General features: G+C 59.1%; 20 protein-coding genes and 1 pseudogene. 19 read left to right on the top strand and 2 right to left on the bottom strand.

Translation table 11 applies throughout. The features are described from left to right. Window positions 1-267: 267 nt before the first annotated feature. The 7 genes and pseudogenes from ACA062_RS24625 (at window position 268) to ACA062_RS24595 (ending at window position 10,561) form a co-directional block, all read left to right on the top strand. A complete protein-coding gene (locus ACA062_RS24625) occupies window positions 268-522 on the top strand; it encodes a PAAR domain-containing protein (protein WP_497453406.1) in 255 nt (84 codons plus the stop codon). A 9-nt stretch (window positions 523-531) separates the two neighbouring features. Beyond that, window positions 532-1,626, top strand: a complete 1,095-nt coding sequence (locus tag ACA062_RS24620; protein ID WP_497453405.1) for a hypothetical protein — start codon at window positions 532-534, stop codon at window positions 1,624-1,626. 42 nt (window positions 1,627-1,668) lie between these two features. Then, window positions 1,669-4,524 carry a type VI secretion system Vgr family protein gene (locus ACA062_RS24615; RefSeq protein WP_497457492.1) on the top strand — a complete coding sequence of 952 codons (2,856 nt, stop codon included), beginning with the start codon at window positions 1,669-1,671 and terminating at the stop codon, window positions 4,522-4,524. A 2-nt stretch (window positions 4,525-4,526) separates the two neighbouring features. Continuing rightward, window positions 4,527-6,488 (top strand): phospholipase D-like domain-containing protein, encoded by a 1,962-nt coding sequence (locus tag ACA062_RS24610; RefSeq protein ID WP_497453404.1) that lies wholly within the window; start codon window positions 4,527-4,529, stop codon window positions 6,486-6,488. Next, window positions 6,488-7,516, top strand: coding sequence for an SEL1-like repeat protein (locus tag ACA062_RS24605; RefSeq protein ID WP_497457491.1), 1,029 nt, complete (start codon window positions 6,488-6,490; stop codon window positions 7,514-7,516). The genes ACA062_RS24610 and ACA062_RS24605 overlap by 1 nt, the downstream gene beginning before the upstream one ends. Before the next feature lie 54 nt (window positions 7,517-7,570). Next, window positions 7,571-9,532 (top strand): annotated as a pseudogene (locus ACA062_RS24600) (phospholipase D-like domain-containing protein). After that, complete coding sequence (locus ACA062_RS24595; RefSeq protein ID WP_497453403.1) at window positions 9,533-10,561, top strand: SEL1-like repeat protein; 1,029 nt, start codon at window positions 9,533-9,535, stop codon at window positions 10,559-10,561. It abuts the pseudogene before it with no gap. A gap of 110 nt (window positions 10,562-10,671) precedes the next feature. Here ACA062_RS24595 and ACA062_RS24590 read toward each other — a convergent pair whose 3' ends face one another. Together ACA062_RS24590 and fliK are read right to left on the bottom strand one after the other, a co-directional pair. Next, a complete protein-coding gene (locus ACA062_RS24590) occupies window positions 10,672-10,992 on the bottom strand; it encodes an EscU/YscU/HrcU family type III secretion system export apparatus switch protein (RefSeq protein ID WP_497453402.1) in 321 nt (106 codons plus the stop codon). After that, complete coding sequence (fliK, locus tag ACA062_RS24585; protein WP_497453401.1) at window positions 10,989-12,560, bottom strand: flagellar hook-length control protein FliK; 1,572 nt, start codon at window positions 12,558-12,560, stop codon at window positions 10,989-10,991. Before fliK ends, ACA062_RS24590 begins: the two co-directional genes overlap by 4 nt. Before the next feature lie 198 nt (window positions 12,561-12,758). Here fliK and ccmA point away from each other — a divergent pair, with 198 nt between their 5' ends. The 12 genes from ccmA to phnD all read left to right on the top strand — a co-directional run bounded on the left by ccmA (window position 12,759) and on the right by phnD (window position 22,363). Next, entirely contained in the window at window positions 12,759-13,394 is a 636-nt protein-coding gene (ccmA, locus tag ACA062_RS24580; protein ID WP_150764500.1) for a cytochrome c biogenesis heme-transporting ATPase CcmA, read from the top strand. Continuing rightward, window positions 13,391-14,059 carry a heme exporter protein CcmB gene (gene ccmB, locus ACA062_RS24575; protein WP_093225052.1) on the top strand — a complete coding sequence of 223 codons (669 nt, stop codon included), beginning with the start codon at window positions 13,391-13,393 and terminating at the stop codon, window positions 14,057-14,059. The genes ccmA and ccmB overlap by 4 nt, the downstream gene beginning before the upstream one ends. A gap of 94 nt (window positions 14,060-14,153) precedes the next feature. Then, window positions 14,154-14,906 (top strand): heme ABC transporter permease, encoded by a 753-nt coding sequence (locus ACA062_RS24570; protein ID WP_497453400.1) that lies wholly within the window; start codon window positions 14,154-14,156, stop codon window positions 14,904-14,906. Next, the gene (gene ccmD / locus ACA062_RS24565; protein ID WP_064679077.1) at window positions 14,906-15,082 is read left to right on the top strand and encodes a heme exporter protein CcmD; all 177 of its coding nucleotides are present in this window, start codon (window positions 14,906-14,908) and stop codon (window positions 15,080-15,082) included. The genes ACA062_RS24570 and ccmD overlap by 1 nt, the downstream gene beginning before the upstream one ends. Further along, complete coding sequence (gene ccmE, locus ACA062_RS24560) at window positions 15,079-15,534, top strand: cytochrome c maturation protein CcmE (protein WP_497453399.1); 456 nt, start codon at window positions 15,079-15,081, stop codon at window positions 15,532-15,534. The genes ccmD and ccmE overlap by 4 nt, the downstream gene beginning before the upstream one ends. Before the next feature lies 1 nt (window position 15,535). Then, entirely contained in the window at window positions 15,536-17,524 is a 1,989-nt protein-coding gene (locus tag ACA062_RS24555) for a heme lyase CcmF/NrfE family subunit (RefSeq protein ID WP_497453398.1), read from the top strand. Further along, window positions 17,521-18,057, top strand: a complete 537-nt coding sequence (locus tag ACA062_RS24550; protein WP_497453397.1) for a DsbE family thiol:disulfide interchange protein — start codon at window positions 17,521-17,523, stop codon at window positions 18,055-18,057. Before ACA062_RS24555 ends, ACA062_RS24550 begins: the two co-directional genes overlap by 4 nt. Then, entirely contained in the window at window positions 18,054-18,527 is a 474-nt protein-coding gene (locus ACA062_RS24545) for a cytochrome c-type biogenesis protein (protein ID WP_497453396.1), read from the top strand. Before ACA062_RS24550 ends, ACA062_RS24545 begins: the two co-directional genes overlap by 4 nt. After that, a complete protein-coding gene (ccmI, locus tag ACA062_RS24540) occupies window positions 18,520-19,722 on the top strand; it encodes a c-type cytochrome biogenesis protein CcmI (protein WP_497453395.1) in 1,203 nt (400 codons plus the stop codon). The genes ACA062_RS24545 and ccmI overlap by 8 nt, the downstream gene beginning before the upstream one ends. A 14-nt stretch (window positions 19,723-19,736) precedes the next feature. Further along, a complete protein-coding gene (locus ACA062_RS24535) occupies window positions 19,737-20,147 on the top strand; it encodes a hypothetical protein (protein ID WP_497453394.1) in 411 nt (136 codons plus the stop codon). Between the two features lie 331 nt (window positions 20,148-20,478). Next, window positions 20,479-21,312 (top strand): phosphonate ABC transporter ATP-binding protein, encoded by an 834-nt coding sequence (phnC, locus tag ACA062_RS24530; protein WP_497453393.1) that lies wholly within the window; start codon window positions 20,479-20,481, stop codon window positions 21,310-21,312. Window positions 21,313-21,346: 34 nt separating this feature from the next. Next, complete coding sequence (gene phnD, locus ACA062_RS24525; protein ID WP_497453392.1) at window positions 21,347-22,363, top strand: phosphonate ABC transporter substrate-binding protein; 1,017 nt, start codon at window positions 21,347-21,349, stop codon at window positions 22,361-22,363. The last annotated feature ends 168 nt before the right edge of the window (window positions 22,364-22,531 follow it).

The following is a 22,531-nucleotide window of genomic DNA, read 5'->3' as shown; positions in this document are numbered from 1 at the left end:
GCACCTGAGCCGAATGCGCCGCGCAATCAAGTTTGCCGATCAATAATCATCACTGCGTGCCGTCACGTCTTTCTCGGTCTGAGCACCTTCGGGTACGCGGCCTGACGCCGGCTGAACCGGAGTTGATGGTCCTAGGACGCGGACTACGACGTCCTAGGACCCAGGCTACAAGATTTACGGAATGTGCCGACTTGTGACAATGGCTTGCCGTTAGTACGGTGTGTTTCCGCGAATCGACTCGCGCCTGTTTAAACACGGACGTCCATCATGCGACCCATCATCGTTTTCAACGACCCGACCTCTGATGGGGGCCGGGTAGTTGAAGGATCCCCCTCTACTTTTATCAATGGTCTCGCGATTGCGAGAGTCGGCGACCGCGTGTCTTGCCCCCATGGGGAATGCACGATTGGCAGTGGCGATGAAACGCTGCTGGACGATGACAGAGCGGTCGCGCGTGACGGGGACCTGACTGCCTGCGGTGCGCGGTTGGTTGCTACGCAAAAGGACACCGGCGTTCTCTAAGGATCGGAGATGACAACCCGCACCAGTTTTTACGATCGAATATCCGAGCGGCGCCTGGCCGAGCAGGAAAAGCAACGCCTGGCAGAAGCAGGATGTCCCAAGGGCGATTTTGCCTCTACCTGCGTCAGCATTGTCCGGGCCTGGGTCTGGCTACCTTGTGGCGCATTTGAAGCACCGTTGTCAGCGAGCGAGCTGGCCGGTTTACCCACCGACTTTTCTCATGACCCACGCCTGCTCGATGAGCGCGGGTTGCGCCGGCCTGTTCGCCGACTCGCGACCCCGGCAGCCGGGCGTCCAGACATCAACGCGCTGCGCCGCTCCAGCGAAATCCTGCAGGCGGCTTTGAAAAAATGGGCACCGGCCTTCCGGGACTCCATCGATTGGCCCAACACTCAGGTTGTGTTGTTCGTGCCAGGTGCCGTCCGCGCAATGGACTGGTTTGATCGAGTCGTGACTATATGGCCCCGTGAGCTATTGCCACACCGTGGTTTCGACCTGCAGACGCAAGTCCCGGCGCAGTGGTTGCCCGAGGTGCTAGCCCGCAGTGCCGGCGCGCAATACCTGCTGTGCCTGAGCCTGGACACCTGGGCCTGCAAGGAGCAGCTATCGGCGTGTCTGCCTGATCAGCTGGCTGGCGAAGCGGTTAGCGCGGTGTTGCTGCGCCGCGAATCCAAAAGCGCGCCGCTGCAGACCGACAGCCTTCTGAAGCTGTTTGCTCCAATCAGTCTGGGCCACGCCCCGCGCACCGCTCAGGATCGCAACGACACGCAGACACTTGAACAGTTGATGGCAGCACTCAGTCAGCGTACGGCCATAGATCCATCGCGAGTGAAGGTGTTGATCGGCGATGGCGCGCTGGAGGGGCAGCGCCTCAACCAGCTCAACCGATACGCCCGGGATTTTCTGCCAGCCCTGGACCTCGAGCGACAGATTCGCCTCAGCATCATCGGCGCACGGTTCGGGCCTGTGACCGAGCAATGGGTGCAAATAGGCCTCGCCTGGCTGACCGCCAGCGCTGAACCCGACAGTGCCGTCTGGATATTGGATCGCACCCAGGCCGACCAGACTCAAGGCTGGCTGATCGGCGCAAGCATCAGGGATTAATGAAACAAGGAGTTTTGAAAGGTGAATTCAATCACTGACACCGTGACGGCCCCGTTCGGCCAGCCGCTGAGCCAGGCCGAACGCTTGTTGCAACTGACGACGCCCCAAGGGCAAGAACTGTTCGCCCTGCGAGCCCATGCCCAAGAGCGACTGAGCCAGGTGCCTCGCTATACGGTCGATGTGATCAACCAGACCTCGGCTTTCGACCCGGAGCAACTCATCGGCCAGGCTGTCCAGCTGAGCATCAAGCTCGACGACGGCAGTTTGAGTCCCAGGCATGGCTGGGTGGAAAGCGTGCGTTACCTGGGCAGCGATGGCGGTCTTGACGACTGGCAATTGGTCTTCGCTCCCTGGTTCAGCCTGCTGGAATACCGGGTGGATTGCCGGATCTGGCAGGAGGTGAATCTCCCGGACATCCTCGCTCAGGTGTTCCAACGCTACAGCCAGGCGCAGGGTGCCTACCGCTTTGAATTGTCACGGGACTATCCGCTGCTGTCCTATGTCACCCAGTTCAACGAGAGCGACGCGCACTTCGTCCAGCGCTGGTGCGAGCAAGAAGGCCTGTTCTGGTATGTGGAACATCAAGTTGACAGTCACTGCATCGTTTTCACCGACAGTGTCATGTTCTTGCCGACCCTGAACCCGCCGACCCTGAGATTTCACACCCAACAAGCCGCCGCCCTGCAAGACAGCATTACCCAATGGAGCCCCGGTACTCGCTTGCTCAATGGCGTAGTGCAATCGAGCAGCAACGACTATTTCTGTCATGCCCGACCCCAAGTCACACAAGCGCTGGCGTTGCCTGCCGCATCGGCGCCGGCGGATCTCGAACGTTATCAATACCGTGGGCAATATGCCTGGCAGAACCTCGACCGTGGCGACTGGCTCAGCCGAGTGCAGATTGAACAGGACGAATCCGCTGCCAGACGCATTCATGGCCAGGGCGGCGTACGCCAGATGCAACCAGGCCATGGCTTCGAGCTGACCCAACATCCGTTGTATGAATTCAAGACTCGCAAGGACCGCCAATTCCTGATCATCGCCGTCGAGTTCTACGCCCAGAGCAACTTGCCAGTCGGCACGCAACGGATCAATCCACCCGGTAGCTTGAGCGCGCTTTTCGAGACGGGGCAAGGGAAGTCGATACTGCCTGCGGGCGGTGAGGGTATTTATCAAAACCGATTCGAGACCCAGCGGCTGGACATTGCCTATCGCAGCCCGTTCGCTCATGCCAAGCCAGCCCATCCGGGACCGCAGACGGCAGTCGTCGTGACCCCGAGCGGTCGCGAAGTTTTTACCGACAGCCTCAATCGAATCTGCGTGCGTTTTCATTGGGATCGTCTGGTGAAAGACGGTGAGCTGGGCTCATGCTGGCTACGCATGATGCAGGCCAGCAGTGGCGAAGGATGGGGCAGTGTGAACGTGCCACGCTCAGGGGAAGAGGTCGTGATCACCTTCCTCGATAACGACATCGACCGCCCCCTGGTGATGGGTCAGGTCTATGGCGGACATAACCCCGCCTGGCACTCGAGCGGTTTGATGAGTGGTTATAAAAGCCAGGAAATTCAGGGGCGGGGTTACAACCAGTGGGTCATGGACGACTCCACGGGCCAGGTCCGTACACAGATCCACAGCAGTCACGGCCACAGCCAGTTGAACCTCGGCTACCTGATCGACCAGCAGGGCAATCAGCGTGGCGCATTGCGTGGCACCGGTTTTGAGCTGCGCACCGATGCCTATGGCGCCTTGCGCGCACAGCAAGGGTTGTACCTCAGCACATGGCCGCGCAACAACGCGCAAGGCGGTCAGCTTGATGCTCAAGAAGCCCGGCAGCAACTGACGAACGCACAAGAACGGGTCAAGTCATTGTCCGAGGTCGCTCGGCAGCACAATGCCTTGCCCATGCAAGGTGGCGTCGACAGCCTTGAACAACTGAGCGCCGACACTCAGCTGAACTATGGCAGCGCAGAAAAAAGCATGGCCGGCACCACACGGCAATTGCGCAACGCGGGCGACACCGAAGCGGCGATCAGCAGCGGTGGCCGTGGCCAGACGACCGGTTACCACAAACCGCTGTTGATCGCCTCGGCCCCGGCCGACATCGTCACCGCCACGCCGCAAAACACCCACCTGCATAGCGGCAAGCAATTGACGCTCTCGACAGGGGAGGACATCAACCTCGCCAGCGGCAAATCATTGCTGGCCAGCGTCGCAGAAAGTATCAGCCTGTTCGCCCAGGCCGCTGGCGCCAAATTGTTTGCGGCCAAAGGCACTATCGAAATCCAGGCCCAGAACGATCGCATCGAGCTCACCGCCAGAGACAGCGTGCGCATTACGTCCACAGCCCGGACCGTCGAGATTGCCGCGCAGGATGAGATCCTGCTCACCAGCGGTGGCGCCTACATCCGCATTAAAGACGGCAACATCGACATCCATGCGCCCGGCACCATCGATGTAAAGGGCGTGAAAAAAAACCTCGGCGGGCCGGCGCAACTCAACCGCGATAACCCGGCGTGGCCGATAGCCTCGATCAGCAAGACCATCACGTTGGTGGCTGGGCAAAGCAGCGCCGCAGGTTATCAGTCGTGGAAGGGCATGCCGTACACGGTCTTCGCCGATGGTGCGCAGGTTGGCAAAGGCGTCATGGATGCCAGCGGCCGGTTCGCAGTCGATCATCATGTCACCACCTCCCGCTACCACATCGAACTCGCTAACGGCGTCAGCTACGACGTGCCGGTGGGCGGTGAGTACCTGGGTGATCCTGGCAACGCCGAACGTGCCAATCAAGGCTTCCATCGACACGAAAGTCAGCCTCATCCGGACATTTCTGCGCAGCAAGATCGTAGCCGGTTTCGCCAGGCCTACACCCAACTGAACTCCCCGAAACCGGAGGCTTGACGATGGCCACACCCTCAATCACCACCCCGATCGCCACCCGTCAAACCCACTCATGCCAGCTCAATTTACCCTGGTTCGTGGAATGCACCGAGTACCCGCCGGTTCCGGCCACCTTCGAGCCGCTGGTGAATGGCGAACGTGCGTTCGGCGCGGTGTATGACGCCATCATGGCGGCCAAAAGCAGCGTGGAAATCATCTGCTGGGGCTTTCAGCCGTCGATGTATTTCAAGCGGGGCGACACAAGCTCGTTGCGCATTGGTGATCTGCTGATCAAGAAGGCCAATGAAGGTGTTCAAGTCCGAATCCTGTGCTGGTACGACTCGCTGCGCGTCGCCCAGACTTCAGAGAACATGACTCCCGGCGACAACGTCACCCACTGGTTCGGCAAGTACAAGCAGAACCGCAACGACGAACAAGTCGAATATGACGCGTTGTGGTATCGCCAGATCAGGCTCGCCTATACCGGGGCAGAGACTGGCCCCATCGAGCTGGGGCAGCGTTTCTTTCGCATGCTGATGTGGGGCAATGAGCCCTCCCTGGGCATCAGGAATATCGAATTCGTCACCCGCGACTTCGGCTTGCTGGACCGCGCGGAAATTGCCTGGCGGCTGGCCATGAACGCGCTGGATCAGGAGCGCAGCACCACCAACAAAGTCATGAGTACGGTGGCGATGGTTGCCGAGCCGACCCACCACCAGAAAATGGTCCTGGTGGATTATGAAAAACCGCAGATCGCCGTTGGGTTCGTGATGGGGCATAACACCCTGGATGCCTATTGGGACAATGACCGTCACAGTCACGAGCGTCACCACGCACAGTTCGGCCGCAACGGCGCCACGCCCCGGCAGGACATTTCCAGTCGAGTCACCGGCCCGGTACTGGAGTTCCTGAACCACAACTTTTGCGAGGCCTGGCAGAAAGAAACCCATGTCGACCTGCTGACCCCTCGTCAACCCATTGCCGCGCAACTGCACGTACGGCCAGGGCATGGCGTACCGGTCATGGCGCAAGTCCTCCGGACCCAAAGCCAGGAAGGTAAAAGAGACATCGAGCAGCTCTACCTGAAGTCCGTCAACAACATGACCCAGTTCATCTACATCGAGAATCAGTATTTCCGCTGGCCACCGCTGGCGGAAAAGATCAAAAGCGTGGTGCAAAACCTTCTCGACGGTGGCCGCGACCTCGAGACGGACGGGCCGCTTTACCTTTTTGTCGTGACCAACTCTTCCCAAGAGGCCATGGGCGATGGTTCCGTCAATACGTTCCGCATGTTGAAGCAGTTGGGGCGCCCGCAACTGATGCCGGAGGTGGCCAGGGCCGAGCGGCGCGACGATCTGCTCGAGGAGCTTGAGCAGGCCCGGCAAACCGAGCGGCTGGCCAGCGTCAATGCGGGGATCTTCAAGAAAGTGCGGGATGTCGATCGCGATGTAGGGGCGGCTCACTACTACCAAACCTTGGTGGAAGATCTAGCCAAGGCGCGCGCCAAGGTGGCGCAGTTGGAGAAGGAATTTCCGGATAAAGACAATGCGGGTATTTCCAATACAGAAATTAATGGACTCAAGGTGCACATCTGTACCTTGGTTGCGCCGGATTCACCGCCAGGCAACTGGATGGATGTCTATGTGCACAGCAAGCTGATGATTGTCGATGACGTCTTTACCACGCTGGGGTCTGCCAATATTAATACGCGCAGTATGCAGGTGGACAGTGAGTTGAATGTTTGTATTGAAGATCCGGCGATTACTCGGCCGTTGCGGGAGCATTTGTTTGGGGTGCATACGGGGGTAGGGGTTGCCGGGGAGGAGATGTCAAAAGTGTACAGGCGTTGGAATAAAATCATCCTGGAAAATAATAATAAGCGCACGAAAAATTCAACGCGTGAAGGTTCGGTATTACCTAGTCCTCCTGTTGCATCGTTGGTTGAGTTTTTACAAGCAAGTCCTGCTAGGAAAAACTTGGATTGATCATGAAGAAAATTTGTATTTTGATTTGCCTGTATTTATTGATTTCGGCCTGTTCAAAAAAGGAAGAAAACATGCCTGATGTCTCGCAGCTAGACTTTGCTTACGCGCGGTTAAAATTTCACTGTGTACATGAGGGGGATTCTTTACCTGCATTGAACAAGGATGCGGATATTCTCTACCGGTATAGTATTCATCTGGAAAAACTCAAGGGGAAGAAAAACTATGACGATATTGCACGCTACTATCGAATCGCTGCTGCGAATGATCACTACAAAGCTGCCACTAATTTGCAGCTCTTACTGTCGACAGGTCAAGCCAGTTCGCCTCAAGCCAGTAAGGAAACTATCAATCTAGCAGAGTATTTTGTTGAAAAAGGAATTCCGGGCGCCTACTACGATATGGCACATTACCTTGAGGTAGGTTATGGCGTTAAACAGGATGTTGTTGCATCCAAAGCTTACTTTAGACGGGCTGCTGATATGGGCAATCCTGAAGCTCAGTATTACATAGGTAGGCTTCTTTCTAATGTTCCAAATACCGCAGATGTCATGCTTGCAATGTATAAATGTGCGATGGAGCAAGGTCATCGATCTGCGGGGATGTATTACGCGTCTTATTTAAAGGTTTCTGGTCTTTACGGAGAGTCTTTGAAGAGCTATCAGACTGCAATTCGAAATGGAAATGATATAAGTGCTGATACTCTGGCGGGCGCATTCGAGGGGCCTCCCGCGTCCGCTACGCTTGATTACTTAGCACTTGAAAAAGATCCCGAACGAGTCAGTCGGTATAACAAAATTAGTGATTTTCTAACGCGTCACGAACATCTCGGGGCTAAGGTTCCGGACTTGGATGAAATCGTCCCACTCCCACCAGCCGTCCTCCCCGAATGGGATGGCACTTTCCAATGGAAACGTGAACGCGATTCTGCTGTTCCAGTCATTCCGTCTCCCGAACTGATCGAAAAACTCAGCGCCGAGAAAGGGCTGGATCCCTCCACCGGATTGCCCCTGTCGGTTAGAAAACCTTAGTAAGTTTCGCCAGGCCTACACCCAACTGAACTCCCCGAAACCGGAGGCTTGACGATGGCCACACCCTCAATCACCACCCCGATCGCCACCCGTCAAACCCACTCATGCCAGCTCAATTTACCCTGGTTCGTGGAATGCACCGAGTACCCGCCGGTTCCGGCCACCTTCGAGCCGCTGGTGAATGGCGAACGTGCGTTCGGCGCGGTGTATGACGCCATCATGGCGGCCAAAAGCAGCGTGGAAATCATCTGCTGGGGCTTTCAGCCGTCGATGTATTTCAAGCGGGGCGACACAAGCTCGTTGCGCATTGGTGATCTGCTGATCAAGAAGGCCAATGAAGGTGTTCAAGTCCGAATCCTGTGCTGGTACGACTCGCTACGCGTCGCCCAGACTTCAGAGAACATGACTCCCGGCGACAACGTCACCCACTGGTTCGGCAAGTACAAGCAGAACCGCAACGACGAACAAGTCGAATATGACGCGTTGTGGTATCGCCAGATCAGGCTCGCCTATACCGGGGCAGAGACTGGCCCCATCGAGCTGGGGCAGCGTTTCTTTCGCATGCTGATGTGGGGCAATGAGCCCTCCCTGGGCATCAGGAATATCGAATTCGTCACCCGCGACTTCGGCTTGCTGGACCGCGCGGAAATTGCCTGGCGGCTGGCCATGAACGCGCTGGATCAGGAGCGCAGCACCACCAACAAAGTCATGAGTACGGTGGCGATGGTTGCCGAGCCGACCCACCACCAGAAAATGGTCCTGGTGGATTATGAAAAACCGCAGATCGCCGTTGGGTTCGTGATGGGGCATAACACCCTGGATGCCTATTGGGACAATGACCGTCACAGTCACGAGCGTCACCACGCATAGTTCGGCCGCAACGGCGCCACGCCCCGGCAGGACATTTCCAGTCGAGTCACCGGCCCGGTACTGGAGTTCCTGAACCACAACTTTTGCGAGGCCTGGCACAAAGAAACCCATGTCGACCTGCTGACCCCTCGTCAACCCATTGCCGCGCAACTGCACGTACGGCCAGGGCATGGCGTACCGGTCATGGCGCAAGTCCTCCGGACCCAAAGCCAGGAAGGTAAAAGAGACATCGAGCAGCTCTACCTGAAGTCCGTCAACAACATGACCCAGTTCATCTACATCGAGAATCAGTATTTCCGCTGGCCACCGTTGGCGGAAAAGATCAAAAGCGTGGTGCAAAACCTCCTCGACGGCGGACGCGATCTCGAGACGGACGGACCGCTTTACCTCTTTGTCGTGACCAACTCTTCCCAAGAGGCGATGGGCGATGGTTCCGTCAATACGTTCCGCATGTTGAAGCAGTTGGGGCGCCCGCAACTGATGCCGGAGGTGGCCAGGGCCGAGCGGCGCGACGATCTGCTCGAGGAGCTTGAGCAGGCCAGGCAAACCGAGCGGTTGGCCAGCGTCAATGCGGGGATCTTCAAGAAAGTGCGCGATATCGAGCGCGATGTACCGGCGGCTCACTACTACGAAACTTTAATGGATGATTTAGCCAAAGCGCGCGCCAAAGTGGCGCTGTTGGAAAAGGAATTTCCGGATAAAGACAATGCGGGGATCTCCAATACAGACATTAACGGCTTGAAGGTGCATATCTGTACCTTGGTAGCGCCGGATTCACCGCCGGACAACTGGATGGATGTCTATGTGCACAGCAAGCTGATGATAGTTGATGACGTTTTTACCACGCTGGGGTCGGCGAACATTAATACGCGCAGCATGCAGGTGGACAGTGAGTTGAATATTTGTATTGAAGATCCGGCGATTACTCGGCCGTTGCGGGAGCATTTGTTTGGGGTGCATACGGGGGAAGTTGGGGGTGGTGATGATATGAATAAAATTTACGAGGACTGGCAGGATATTATTGTTCAGAATCGAAGTGGGGCAACAAATAATTCTAAAAAACTAGCCGAGCTTGCATTTGAGACTCCTGTTGCATCTTTAATTGAGTTTATGCAAAAAAGCCCTGCCAGAAAAAACCTGGATTGAATGATGAGTAAATTTTTTCTAATTCTCGGTATTTTTGCGTTCGTCGCTGCCTGCTCAAAAAAGGAAGAACATATGATCGATGCATCACGGCTGGATTTTGCGTACGAACGGTTGGAGTTTCACTGTTCTCATGAAGTTGATTCTTTACCTGCTTTGAATGCAGATGCGGACGTTCTCTATCGTTATGGTCTCTACTTGGATAAGCTCAAGGGTAAAAAGAACTACGATGAAATCGCACGGTATTATCGAATCGCTGCTGCGCATGATCACTACAAAGCTGCCACTAATTTACAATTCTTGCTGTCAACAGGACAAGCCAGGTCGCCTCATGCCAGCAAGGAAACTATTGATCTAGCCGAATATTTTATTGGAAAAGGAATTCCGGGGGGCTACTACGATATGGCGCATTATCTCGAATCAGGCTATGGGGTTAAACAGGATGTCGCTGCGTCCAGAGCGTATTTTCGCCGGTCTGCCGACATGGGAAATCCGGACGCCCAATACTACATTGGTAGACTGCTTTCGTACGTGCCCAATGGTGGCGATATCATGAGAGCGATGTACAAGTGTGCTATGGAGCAGGGTCATCCATTGGCGGGAAGAGATTACGCAAGTTATTCTAAGGTCTTGGGTCTTTATCAAGAGTCATTGGAAGGTTATCAGTATGCGGCTCGGAATGGAAGTGCTAACAGTGCTAGGAATTTGTCGAAGTCTTTTAATGGTCCAATAGCGTCCGATAGACTTTACTATTTGTCTTTGGGAAAAGACTTAGAACGAGTGGAACGCTACGATAAAATATATGATTTTCTAACACGCCATGAACATCTCGGGGCAAAGGTCCCGGACCTTGAAGACATCGTCCCACTCCCACCAGCCGTCCTTCCCGAATGGGATGGCACTTTCCAATGGAAACGTGAACGCGACTCTGCTGTTCCGGTCATTCCGTCTCCCGAACTGATCGAAAAACTCAGCGCCGAAAAAGGACTTGATCCTGCTACCGGTTTACCCCTGTTCGTTGGGAAAATTTAGCCAGATCACCTGCGGGGCTCCGGCAAAATCCGGGCAGCACATCATGCCCGGAACGTCAGCTAACACGTCGCCCTATGAATCGAACCGGCGCGTATCAGCCCCCCTCAGCGTTAGCCTTGGGGCGTTACATCACGCTCCTCTGCAGGCGCATCCGGATCATGCCCCGTCGGAAATTTTCCCTTCAGATTCCACGCAAACGCAATAATCTCGGCAATCGTGCGATACAACTCCTCCGGAATACTCTCCCCCAATTCCATCCGCGCCAGCAGCTTCACCAGTTCGGCGTTCTCGTAAATCGGCACTTCATAATCGCGGGCAATTTTCAGAATGGCTTCGGCCAGTGCGTCGTCGCCCTTGGCCGTGAGGGTAGGGGCGTGGCTGCCGTCGTATTGGAGGGCGATGGCCTGGCGCGGGGTATCAGGGGTTTTCATGCGGTTTCGTCGACCCAGCGTTGTTCGAGACGGGTTTGGGCGCCTTGCGGCGGTGTGCCGAGGTGGCAATCGATATCGCCGACATTCAGGCCGCAAGACAGCAGGCGTTGACGAAGTGCCGCCAGATTGCTTTCGATCAGGCGGGCGGTATACGGCCGCTCGGCCCATAGCTGGCTGGAGAGGCTGCCACTGATCAGCTGCGCTTGAACCTGCAACGGCCCCAGCGGCTCCATGTCGAACGCCAGTTCGACGCGCCAGAGGTGTTGTTTGGGTGGGCGTTCTTCGTGGCGTTCTTTTGGCTGCTGTTTTTCGGGCGTTTCTTCGCGCTGGAACTTGACCTGCAACGGCACGATGTCCTGCATATTGCGCATCGGGATTTCCAGTTGCCAAGTGCTCATCAGGCGCCCGTCACTGGTCACGCCGGTCTGTTCCAAGCTCGACAGCTGATGGCTTTGCAAACGTGAAACCGCTGCAGCCGCCAGACGCAGCAGGTGCTCGAGATCGTCCTCGCCGTCTGCACTTTGCAACAGGCGTTCGGGCAGGGGAAAGCTGGTCGGCGACGGTTTGGCGCTGACCTGCCCCAGCATGCCGAGGGCGCTGCGCACGAAACCCGGCATGGTCTGGGCCAGGGTATTGGCGGCAATGATCGCATTCAGATTGGTGTTGGCCGGCAATCCCGGGGTCAATTGTGCGATCAGCTTGAGCAGGTCGCCCTTCATGTCCGGTGCCAGCGTCGGGTTCTGCCCGCCGAGCAGTTTCGCTTCGAGGAACAGCCCGCTGCTGGCCAGTGCCTGGGCCAGGCCCTTGGGCGTACTGAGTTGATGAACGTCCGGCAGGCCGGCGAGCAGCTTGTCCACGGCAGCGCGCACATCGCTGGATGTCTGATCCGCGGGCAGGGTTTGCAGCATTTTCAACAGCCCGTCGATCGAACCCTGGCGGCTCTGCTGGCTGAGCAGTTGCTGGGTCACCGCCAGTTGTTCCTGGCGGCTGCTCAACGGGACGAACTTCAAGGTCTGGGCGTCCTGCACCCGCGCGCTCAATAAGGTGCCGATGCGCAGCGGCTGCGGGCTGTCGATGCTGAGTGTGCTGCCGCTCAACGCCGTATTGAGCAAGCTCACCATCGAGCGAAAGACCGTTGGCTGGCCCGGCACCTGGGGCAGGGCTTGCGAGGTCTGCACTTTGCCTTGCAGCAGGGTGCCGGCCGGCAGTTGCGCGGTATCGATGCGGGTGAGGGTGGCGACGCTGGACGCGACGGCCTGTTGCACGGTGATCGCCAGATTGCCTGCCGATGGCTGGGTAATCGCCAGGCGGGTGCCCTGGAGCAGCGGCTGGGCACTGGTGGCCTGGACCGTAGTCTGGCGGCCGCTGTCGAGGGTGACCTTCAGCAGCAATTGAAAAGTCTGTTCCGCCTGCTTGAGCGACAGCACTTCGGCCTTGGCGCTCTGACCGGTGCTGATCAAGCCCTCCATTGGCGTCAGCAACTTGAGCAGCTCGCCGCTGACCGCCTGCGCACGTGGCGTCGCAGGCGCGGTTGGCGGTAGCGGGAGGATGTTCATTTCGCCTGTCATATGCGGTCACAACCTGAGGAAATTGCCCTCTTGAGAGTAGGGCATGGCATGTATAATGCGGCCCCGTTGTATCCGGGGCGCTGAAATCATTTGCAAATTCTTGATCTGGCGCCTTAGACCGAGCCGCCAAAGCATTTATCCTGCATCTCTTTAGCGGCCGCACCGCTGCCGACTTGAACCGTAAAGGCCCGTGATCTCTTGACCAGTCCTGTCCTGCAAACCGTTGCCCTTGCCTGTGAGCGAGACCTTCGGCTGCTTTTCGAAAATCTCGAATTGAGACTGGCCAGTGGCGAAATGGTGCAGATCAGTGGCCCTAACGGCAGCGGCAAGACCAGCCTGCTACGCCTGCTTTGCGGCCTGATGCAGCCGACCGCCGGTCAAGTGCTGCTCAACGGCCAGCCGTTGAACGAGCAACGCAGTGAACTGGCGCACAACCTCCTGTGGATCGGCCATGCCGCCGGGATCAAGGACCTGCTGACCCCGGAAGAAAACTTGAGCTGGCTCTGCGCCTTGCATCAACCGGCCTCCCACGAGGCGATCTGGCAAGCCTTGGCCGCTGTCGGTCTGCGCGGATTCGAGGATGTTCCCTGCCACACTCTGTCTGCCGGCCAGCAGCGCCGCGTGGCATTGGCGCGGTTGTACCTGGACAGCCCGGCACTGTGGATCCTCGATGAGCCCTTTACCGCGCTCGATAAACAAGGCGTGGCACAACTTGAAGAACACCTGGCTGCCCATTGCGAACGCGGTGGCATGGTGGTGTTGACCACGCACCACACCCTGAGCCGGATGCCGGCCGGTTATCGCGACATTGATCTGGGGAACTGGGCCGTATGAGTGTTTTCGGCCTGTTGGTCGCCCGTGAGGCCCGTTTGCTGTTCCGCCGTCCTGCGGAATTGGCCAATCCGCTCGTATTCTTCGCGATCGTCGTTTCCCTGTTCCCGTTGGCGGTCGGTCCCGAGTCTCAATTGTTGCAAACCTTGTCTCCGGGACTGGTCTGGGTAGCCGCCCTTTTATCGGTTTTGCTCTCGCTGGACGGGCTTTTCCGCAGTGATTTCGAGGATGGTTCCCTCGAGCAGTGGGTCCTTTCGTCGCACCCCCTGCCTCTTCTGGTATTGGCCAAGGTACTGGCACACTGGGCCTTCTCTGGCCTGGCACTGGTTTTGCTCGCTCCACTGCTGGCGTTGATGCTCGGTTTGCCTGCCGCCTGTCTGCCGGTGTTGCTGCTTTCGTTATTGCTGGGTACACCGGTGCTGAGCCTGCTCGGTGCGGTGGGCGCGGCGCTGACGGTGGGGTTGAAGCGAGGCGGCCTGCTGCTGGCGTTGCTGATCCTGCCGTTGTACATCCCGGTGTTGATCCTGGGCAGTGGCGCCTTGCAGGCGGCCTTGCAGGGCATGCCGGCGACCGGTTATCTCCTGTGGCTTGGCAGCCTGACCGCCCTGGCGATAACCCTGACACCTTTTGCAATAGCTGCTGGCCTGAAGATCAGCGTCGGCGAATAATAATGAGGTCTGGTTGTTTTTTAACCATTTTTGCTTAAAAAAGCAGACCCTGGCCAACTCGTGATAACGAGTGGCAACCGTGATGGAAACAGTAATGAATTGGACCTGGTTTCATAAGCTCGGCTCACCCAAATGGTTTTACGGCATCAGCGGCAAACTGCTGCCGTGGCTTGGCGTCGCGGCGTTGCTGCTGATCGGCGTTGGCGTAGTATGGGGTCTGGCCTTCGCGCCGCCGGACTACCAGCAAGGCAACAGCTTTCGCATCATCTATATCCACGTGCCGGCCGCCATGCTCGCGCAGTCCATCTACGTGATGCTGGCCGTGTGCGGCATCGTCGGGCTGGTCTGGAAGATGAAACTGGCCGACGTCGCCCTGCAATGCGCGGCCCCCGTCGGTGCCTGGATGACCGCCGTGGCGCTGGTCACCGGCGCGATCTGGGGTAAACCGACCTGGGGTTCGTGGTGGGTCTGGGATGCGCGACTAACGTCCATGTTGATCCTGCTGTTTCTGTACTTCGGTCTCATTGCGCTGGGCAACGCGATCAGCAATCGTGACAGCGCGGCCAAGGCCTGCGCGGTGCTGGCGATCGTCGGCGTGATCAATATCCCGATCATCAAGTACTCGGTGGAGTGGTGGAACACCCTGCACCAGGGCGCGACCTTCACCCTCACCGAAAAACCGGCGATGCCTGTCGAAATGTGGCTGCCCCTGCTGCTGACGGTGTTGGGTTTCTACTGTTTCTTTGGCGCCGTGCTGTTGCTGCGCATGCGCCTTGAAGTGCTCAAGCGCGAAGCCCGCGCCAGCTGGGTCAAGGCCGAAGTGCAGAACAGCCTGGAGGTCGCGTGATGAGTTTTGCTTCATTCGGCGACTTTCTCGCCATGGGCCATCATGGCCTGTATGTCTGGTCGGCCTATGGCATTTGCCTGGCGGTCCTGGTCCTCAACGTGGCGGCGCCGGTCCTGGCCCGCAAGCGGTATCTGCAACAAGAGGCGCGTCGTCTGCGCCGGGAGAACGGCAAGTGAATCCCCTGCGTAAAAAGCGTCTTATCATCATTCTCGCGATCCTGGTCGGCGTCGGCGCTGCCGTCGGCCTGGCCCTGAGCGCCCTGCAACAGAACATCAACCTGTTTTACACACCGACCCAGATCGCCAATGGAGAAGCCCCGCAAGACACACGCATCCGCGCCGGCGGCATGGTCGAGGAGGGCTCGCTGACGCGTTCCGGCGATTCACTGGATGTGAAATTCATCGTCACCGACTTCAACAAATCCGTGACCATCAGCTACCGCGGCATCCTGCCGGACCTGTTCCGTGAAGGGCAGGGCATCGTCGCCCTGGGTAAACTCAACGCCGATGGCGTCGTGGTGGCGGATGAAGTGCTGGCCAAGCACGATGAAAAGTACATGCCGCCGGAAGTGACCAAGGCCTTGAAAGACAGCGGTCAATCCGCCCCGACACCCGCGAAGGAGGGTTGATATGACTTCTGGCATCTTTATTCCCGAACTGGGCCACCTGGCAATGATCCTGGCGCTGTGTTTCGCGCTGGTCCAGGCCGTGGTGCCCTTGCTCGGTGCCTGGCGCGGCGACCGCTTGTGGATGAGCCTCGCCCAGCCGGCCGCCTGGGGGCAGTTCGCGTTTCTGCTGTTCGCCTTCGGTTGCCTGACGTATGCGTTCATGGCCGACGACTTCTCCGTGGCTTACGTCGCCAACAACTCCAACAGCGCCTTGCCGTGGTACTACAAGTTCAGCGCGGTATGGGGCGCTCACGAAGGCTCGTTGCTGCTGTGGGCGTTGATCCTCGGCGGCTGGACCTTCGCCGTGTCGGTGTTCTCCCGGCAGTTGCCGCAAGTGATGCTCGCCCGTGTGCTGTCGATCATGGGCATGATCAGCATCGGTTTCCTGCTGTTCCTGATCCTGACGTCCAACCCGTTCGAACGGATCCTGCCGCAGATTCCAACGGACGGTCATGACCTCAACCCCTTGCTGCAGGACATCGGCCTGATCGTTCACCCGCCGATGCTGTACATGGGCTATGTCGGTTTCTCGGTAGCCTTCGCCTTTGCCATCGCCGCGCTGCTCGGCGGTCGTCTTGATGCGGCGTGGGCGCGCTGGTCCCGTCCGTGGACCATCGTCGCCTGGGCCTTCCTCGGTATCGGCATCACGCTGGGCTCCTGGTGGGCCTATTACGAGCTCGGCTGGGGCGGCTGGTGGTTCTGGGACCCGGTGGAAAACGCCTCCTTCATGCCATGGCTGGTCGGCACGGCGCTGATTCACTCGTTGGCGGTAACGGAAAAGCGTGGCGTGTTCAAGAGCTGGACCGTGTTGCTGGCCATTGCTGCGTTCTCGTTGAGCCTGCTCGGGACCTTCCTCGTCCGTTCCGGTGTGCTGACGTCGGTGCACGCCTTTGCCTCCGATCCCGAGCGTGGTGTGTTCATCCTGATCTTCCTGTTGTTTGTGGTCGGCGGTTCGCTGACGCTGTTCGCCCTGCGCGCACCGGTGGTCAAGAGTCACGTCGGTTTCAACCTCTGGTCCCGGGAAACCCTGCTGCTGGGCAACAACCTGGTGCTGGTGGTGGCGGCTTCGATGATTCTGCTCGGTACCTTGTACCCGCTGATCCTCGATGCGATGACCGGCGCCAAGCTGTCGGTCGGCCCGCCGTACTTCAACGCGTTGTTCATTCCCTTGATGGCGTTGCTGATGGTGGTGATGGCGGTCGGCATGCTGGTGCGCTGGAAAGACACCCCGGTCAAATGGCTGGTGGGCATGTTGACCCCGGTGTTGCTCGGCAGCGCCGCGTTGGCGGTGGTGGCCGGCGTCGCCTACGGTGATTTCAACTGGGCGGTGATCGCCACCTTCATGCTCGCGGCCTGGGTGTTGCTGGCCGGCGCTCGCGACATCGTCGACAAGACTCGCCACAAGGGCCTGATCAAAGGCCTGCCGACCCTGACCCGCAGCTATTGGGGCATGCAGGTCGCGCACCTCGGCATTGCCGTGTGCGCCCTGGGTGTCGTGCTGTCGAGCCAGAACAGTGCCGAGCGCGACCTGCGCCTGGCGCCGGGCGAATCCATGGCCCTGGGCGGTTACCAGTTCGTGTTCGAAGGCGCCAAACACTACGAAGGCCCGAACTTCACCTCCGACAAGGGCACCATCCGGGTCATCCGCGATGGCAAGGAAATCAGCGTGCTGCACCCGGAAAAACGCTTGTACACCGTGCAGAATTCGGTGATGACCGAAGCCGGGATCGATGCCGGTTTCACCCGCGATCTCTACGTTGCCCTCGGCGAACCGCTGGGCGATGGCGCCTGGGCCGTGCGCGTGCACGTCAAGCCGTTCGTGCGCTGGATCTGGTTCGGCGGCCTGCTCACCGGTCTCGGCGGGTTGCTGGCGGCGATGGATCGGCGTTATCGGGTCAAGGTGAAAAGCCGCGTGCGTGAAGCACTGGGCATGTCGGAGGCAACTGCATGAGACGTTGGCTGATGCTGTTGCCCCTGGCGATTTTCCTGGTGGTTGCCGTGTTCCTGTACCGCGGCCTGTACCTCAACCCGGCCGAGCTGCCTTCGGCGATGATCAACAAACCGTTCCCGGAGTTTTCCCTGCCGGCGGTGCAGGGCGACAAGACCCTGACCAAGGCCGACCTCCTCGGCAAACCGGCGCTGGTCAACGTCTGGGGCACCTGGTGCATTTCCTGCCGGGTCGAGCACCCGGTGCTGAACAAACTGGCCGAGAAGGGCGTGGTGATCTACGGCATCAACTACAAGGACGTCAACGTCGACGCCTTGAAGTGGCTGGATGAATTCCACAACCCGTACCAGCTGGACATCCGCGACGATGCGGGCACGCTGGGCCTGAACCTCGGCGTGTATGGTGCCCCGGAAACGTTCTTCATCGACGCCAAGGGCATCATCCGCGACAAGTTCGTCGGGGTGATCGACGAGCAGGTCTGGCGTGAAAAACTGGCGGCCAAGTATCAGGCGCTGGTGGATGAGGCCAAGCCATGAAGCGCTGGATAGCCGCTGTGGTCTTGGGCTTGAGCATGGCCGGCGTGGCGCACGCGGCCATCGACACTTATGAGTTCGCCAAGGAAGGCGATCGCGAGCGTTTTCGCGAGCTGACCAAAGAACTGCGCTGCCCCAAGTGCCAGAATCAGGACATCGCCGATTCCAACGCACCGATTGCCGCCGACCTGCGCAAGGAAATTTTCCGCATGCTCGGCGAGGGCAAGAGCAATCAGCAGATCATCGATTTCATGGTCGACCGCTACGGTGATTTCGTCCGCTACAAACCCGCGCTGAACGCCAAGACCGCCGTGCTCTGGTTCGGCCCTGCCGGCCTGCTGCTGGGCGGTTTCGTGATCATCGCCGTGATCGTCCGCCGTCGTCGCGTGCAAAGCGCTGTGACCAAGGATGAGCTTTCTTCTGATGAGCGTGAGCGCCTCGACCACCTGTTGGATAAAACCAAGAATGATTGATTTCTGGCTCGCTGCAGGTCTGCTGCTACTGGTTGCCCTGAGTTTTCTGCTGATCCCTGTTTTGCGTGGCCGTCGCGCCCAGCTTGAAGAGGATCGTACCGCCCTGAACGTCGCGCTCTATCAGGAGCGCGTGGCTGAACTGCAGACCCAGCAGGAGGAGGGCGTTCTCGACGCCGTGCAAATGGACACCGGCCGCGCCGAAGCGGCGCGTGAGTTGCTGGCGGACACCGAAGGTGTCGAGGCACCGCGCGTGTCCCGCCTGGGCAAACCGTGGCCCTTGCTGGCGGCGATTCTGGTGCCGGTGCTGGGCCTTGGCCTGTACTTGCATTTCGGGGCCAGCGACAAGGTCGAGCTGACCCGCGAATTCGCCCAGGCGCCACAGTCGATGGAAGAAATGACCCGTCGCCTGGAGCGCGCGGTCGAGGCGCAGCCGGATTCGGCTGAAGGCCTGTACTTCCTCGGTCGCACCTACATGGCTCAGGAGCGTCCAGCTGATGCGGCGAAGATCTTCGAACGCACGGTCAACCTGGCCGGTCGTCAGCCGGAGCTGCTCGGTCAGTGGGCCCAGGCCCAGTACTTCGCCGATGGCAAGAAGTGGTCGGACAAGGTTCAGGCCTTGACCGACGAAGCGCTCAAAGCCGATCCGAAGGAAGTCACCAGCCTCGGCCTGCTCGGTATCGCCGCGTTCGAAAGCGAGCGTTATCAGGACGCCATCGACTATTGGAATCGCCTGCTGGCGCAATTGCCGCCGGATGACAATTCCCGTGCCGCGCTGCAAGGCGGGATTGCGCGGGCCAGCGAAAAACTCGTCGCCAGCGGCGGCAAGGTGGCCCAGGCGCCGGCGGCCAGGGTGGCCGCGGTGCTCAAGGTCCGTGTGGATCTTTCACCCGAGCTCAAGGCCAAGGTCCAGCCGGGCGACAGCGTGTTCATCTTTGCCCGCGCCACGTCCGGCCCACCCGCGCCACTGGCCGCCAAACGCCTGACCGTGGCCGACTTGCCGGCGACCGTCGAGCTGGGCGATGCCGATGCCATGATGCCGCAGTTGAAACTGTCGAACTTCCCTGAAGTCCAACTGGTTGCACGCGTCTCCCGCGCCGGCCAGCCGACGGCGGGCGAATGGATCGGTCGCAGCCAGCCCTTGGCCAGCAGCACCACCGCACAGCAACAACTGACCATCGACAGTCCGGATAAATGACAGGAAACGCAACCATGACCGCCATCGCTCGTATCACCCTGCTCAGTATGGTCCTGGGGTTAAGCGCTTGCGCGGTCCAGCGGCCCGAGCCGACGCCGACGCCGCTGCCGCCGATCCCGCCCTCGCAGCCCCGCCCGACGCCGTCTACCGCACCGACGCCGAGCAAGCCGAGCATTCCGGCCAAGCCCGCAAAACCGCTGCCTCGAACCTCCGCCAGCTTCGCCCCGCCGCCGGGTGGCAGCAGCCATTGGGATCCCAAGCTCAGCGTGTACGTGCTCGATGATCAGCCCAACACCTTCTACCGCCAGCGCACCTACTATCGCTGGAACAACGGCTGGAGCCGTTCGATCAGCCCGAACGGGCCGTGGGAAGATACCGATATCCAGGGCGTGCCGGGCGGGTTGGGACGGCAGTTTGGGCAGTAACAGTCAGCACATAACAAGGCGACCTTCGGGTCGCCTTTTTTATGTCCGCTGAAAAAGTAATGACTGAACCGCTGCCACACCTTGTGGGAGCGAGCTTGCTCGCGATGACTGAGTGTCAGTCGACATTGATGTTGAATGTACCTCCCTCATCGCGAGCAAGCTCGCTCCCACAGGTTCTCGATCGTTCCCGTCTGCTCAACCTTTCACAAAACCTTCATCAAATAGTTAATCCAGCGACATGTGCAAGTCATAGGGCTGACACAGCCTTTGCCTAAAGTCGGTTGAACTTCAAAGCGGCCAGGGACGGCTGTTCAACCAGACAGAGAAGCCCATGAACGCAGCTATCCATGTCGATCATCTGAACAAGACCTTTGCGCGCAAGACCGCACTGGTCGACCTCCAACTCACCATCGCGGCCGGTGAGATGGTCGCGCTGATCGGCGCTTCCGGCTCCGGCAAATCCACCTTGTTGCGGCACCTCGCGGGCCTGGCCTGTTGCGATCGCAACAACGGCGGCAGCGTCAAGGTGCTGGGGCGAGAAGTGCAGGCGTCCGGCCGGCTCAATGGCAAGGTTCGTCGCTTGCGGGCCGATATCGGCTACATCTTCCAGCAGTTCAACCTGGTCAACCGCCTCAGCGTGCTCGATAACGTGCTGCTCGGTTGCCTGGGCCGCATGCCACGCTGGCGCGGCAATCTGAGCCTGTTCAATGCCGAGGAAAAACAGTTCGCCATGGAGTCCCTGGACCGTGTCGGCCTGGCCGACCTGGCGGCGCAACGGGCGTCGACCTTGTCCGGCGGCCAGCAGCAACGGGTGGCGATTGCCCGCGCCCTGACCCAGCGTGCCGAGGTGATTCTGGCCGATGAGCCCATCGCCTCCCTGGACCCGGAGTCGGCGCGCAAGGTCATGGAGATCCTCGCCGACATCAACCGCCGCGACGGCAAGACCGTGGTGGTCACCCTGCATCAGGTCGATTACGCCACGCGTTATTGCCCGCGTGCCGTGGCGCTCAAGGGCGGGCGCATCCATTTCGATGGCCTCGCCGCCGACCTGAGCAGTCAGTTCCTCAATGATCTGTACGGTGCCGACTTCGACACCAGCCTGATGTTTTCCGAGCAATCCCGCCGCGCCGAACCCGCGCCCCGGCTGGTGCTGGCTCGCGTGTGAACACCCCCATTTTGCTCCCTCAGGAATCCATTCCATGTTGAACCGTATCGGTCGCGTTTTTGCTGGCGCAACACTCCTTGCAAGCTGCTTACTGGGCACCGCCCAGGCTGAAGAAAAAGCCATCAACTTCGGCATCATGTCCACCGAGTCTTCGCAGAACCTCAAGAGCATCTGGCAGCCGTTTCTGGACGATATGCACAAGAAGACCGGGCTGAAGATCAACGCCACCTTCGCCTCCGACTATGCCGGCCTGATCCAGGGCATGCGCTTCAACAAGGTCGACGTCGCCTGGCTGGGCAATAAGGCCGCCATTGAAGCGGTGGACCGCTCCAATGGCGAGATCTTCGCCCAGACTGCAGCCGCCAGCGGTGCCGCCGGCTACTGGAGCGTGCTGATCGTGCGCAAGGACAGCCCGATCAACTCCGTCGACGACATGCTGAAAAACGCCAAGTCGCTGACCTTCGGCAACGGCGATCCGAATTCCACCTCGGGCTATCTGGTGCCGGGCTACTACGTGTTCGCCAAGAACGGTGTCGATGCGGCCACCGCGTTCAAGCGCACCCTCAACTCCAGCCATGAGGTCAACGCCTTGAGCGTGGCCAAGGGGCAACTGGATGTGGCGACGTTCAACACTGAAAGCTGGGACCGCCTGGAAGTCACCCAGCCGGAAAAGGCTGCATTGCTCAAGGTGATCTGGAAGTCGCCGCTGATCCCTGCGGACCCGTTGGTGTGGAGCAAGGCCCTGAGCGATAGCGAGAAGAACAAGATCCGCGATTTCATCTTCAGCTATGGCGATACCGAGTCCGAGAAAGCGGTGCTCAAGGGCATGCAGCTGGGCAAGTTCCTGGCCTCCAGCGACGACCAGTTGCTACCGATCCGTCAGCTTGAGTTGTTCAAGTTGCGCACCACGATCAATGCCGACACCAAGCTCGATGCCACAGATAAGGCCAAGAAATTAGCCGATATCGACGCCGACCTGGCCAAGCTGCAAGAGCGCCTGACTTCCCTCGAGAAGTCCAGCGACAAAAAGAGCGCAGCCTCCGCCGGTTGATCCACGGCGCGGTCCCTGTGGGAGCGAGCTTGCTCCGGGCGGCGTTCCGACGATGGCGTCGGGTCAGCCAGCATCAATGTCGAATGTAAAACCGCTATCGCGAGCAAGCTCGCTCCCACAGGTTTTGCGCCAGACATTTCTCACGTGTCGCGCCTCATTTGAGTCGTC

The organism is Pseudomonas sp. LBUM1679, from assembly GCF_059695565.1.
This window is presented reverse-complemented; position numbering and strand designations above follow the sequence as displayed.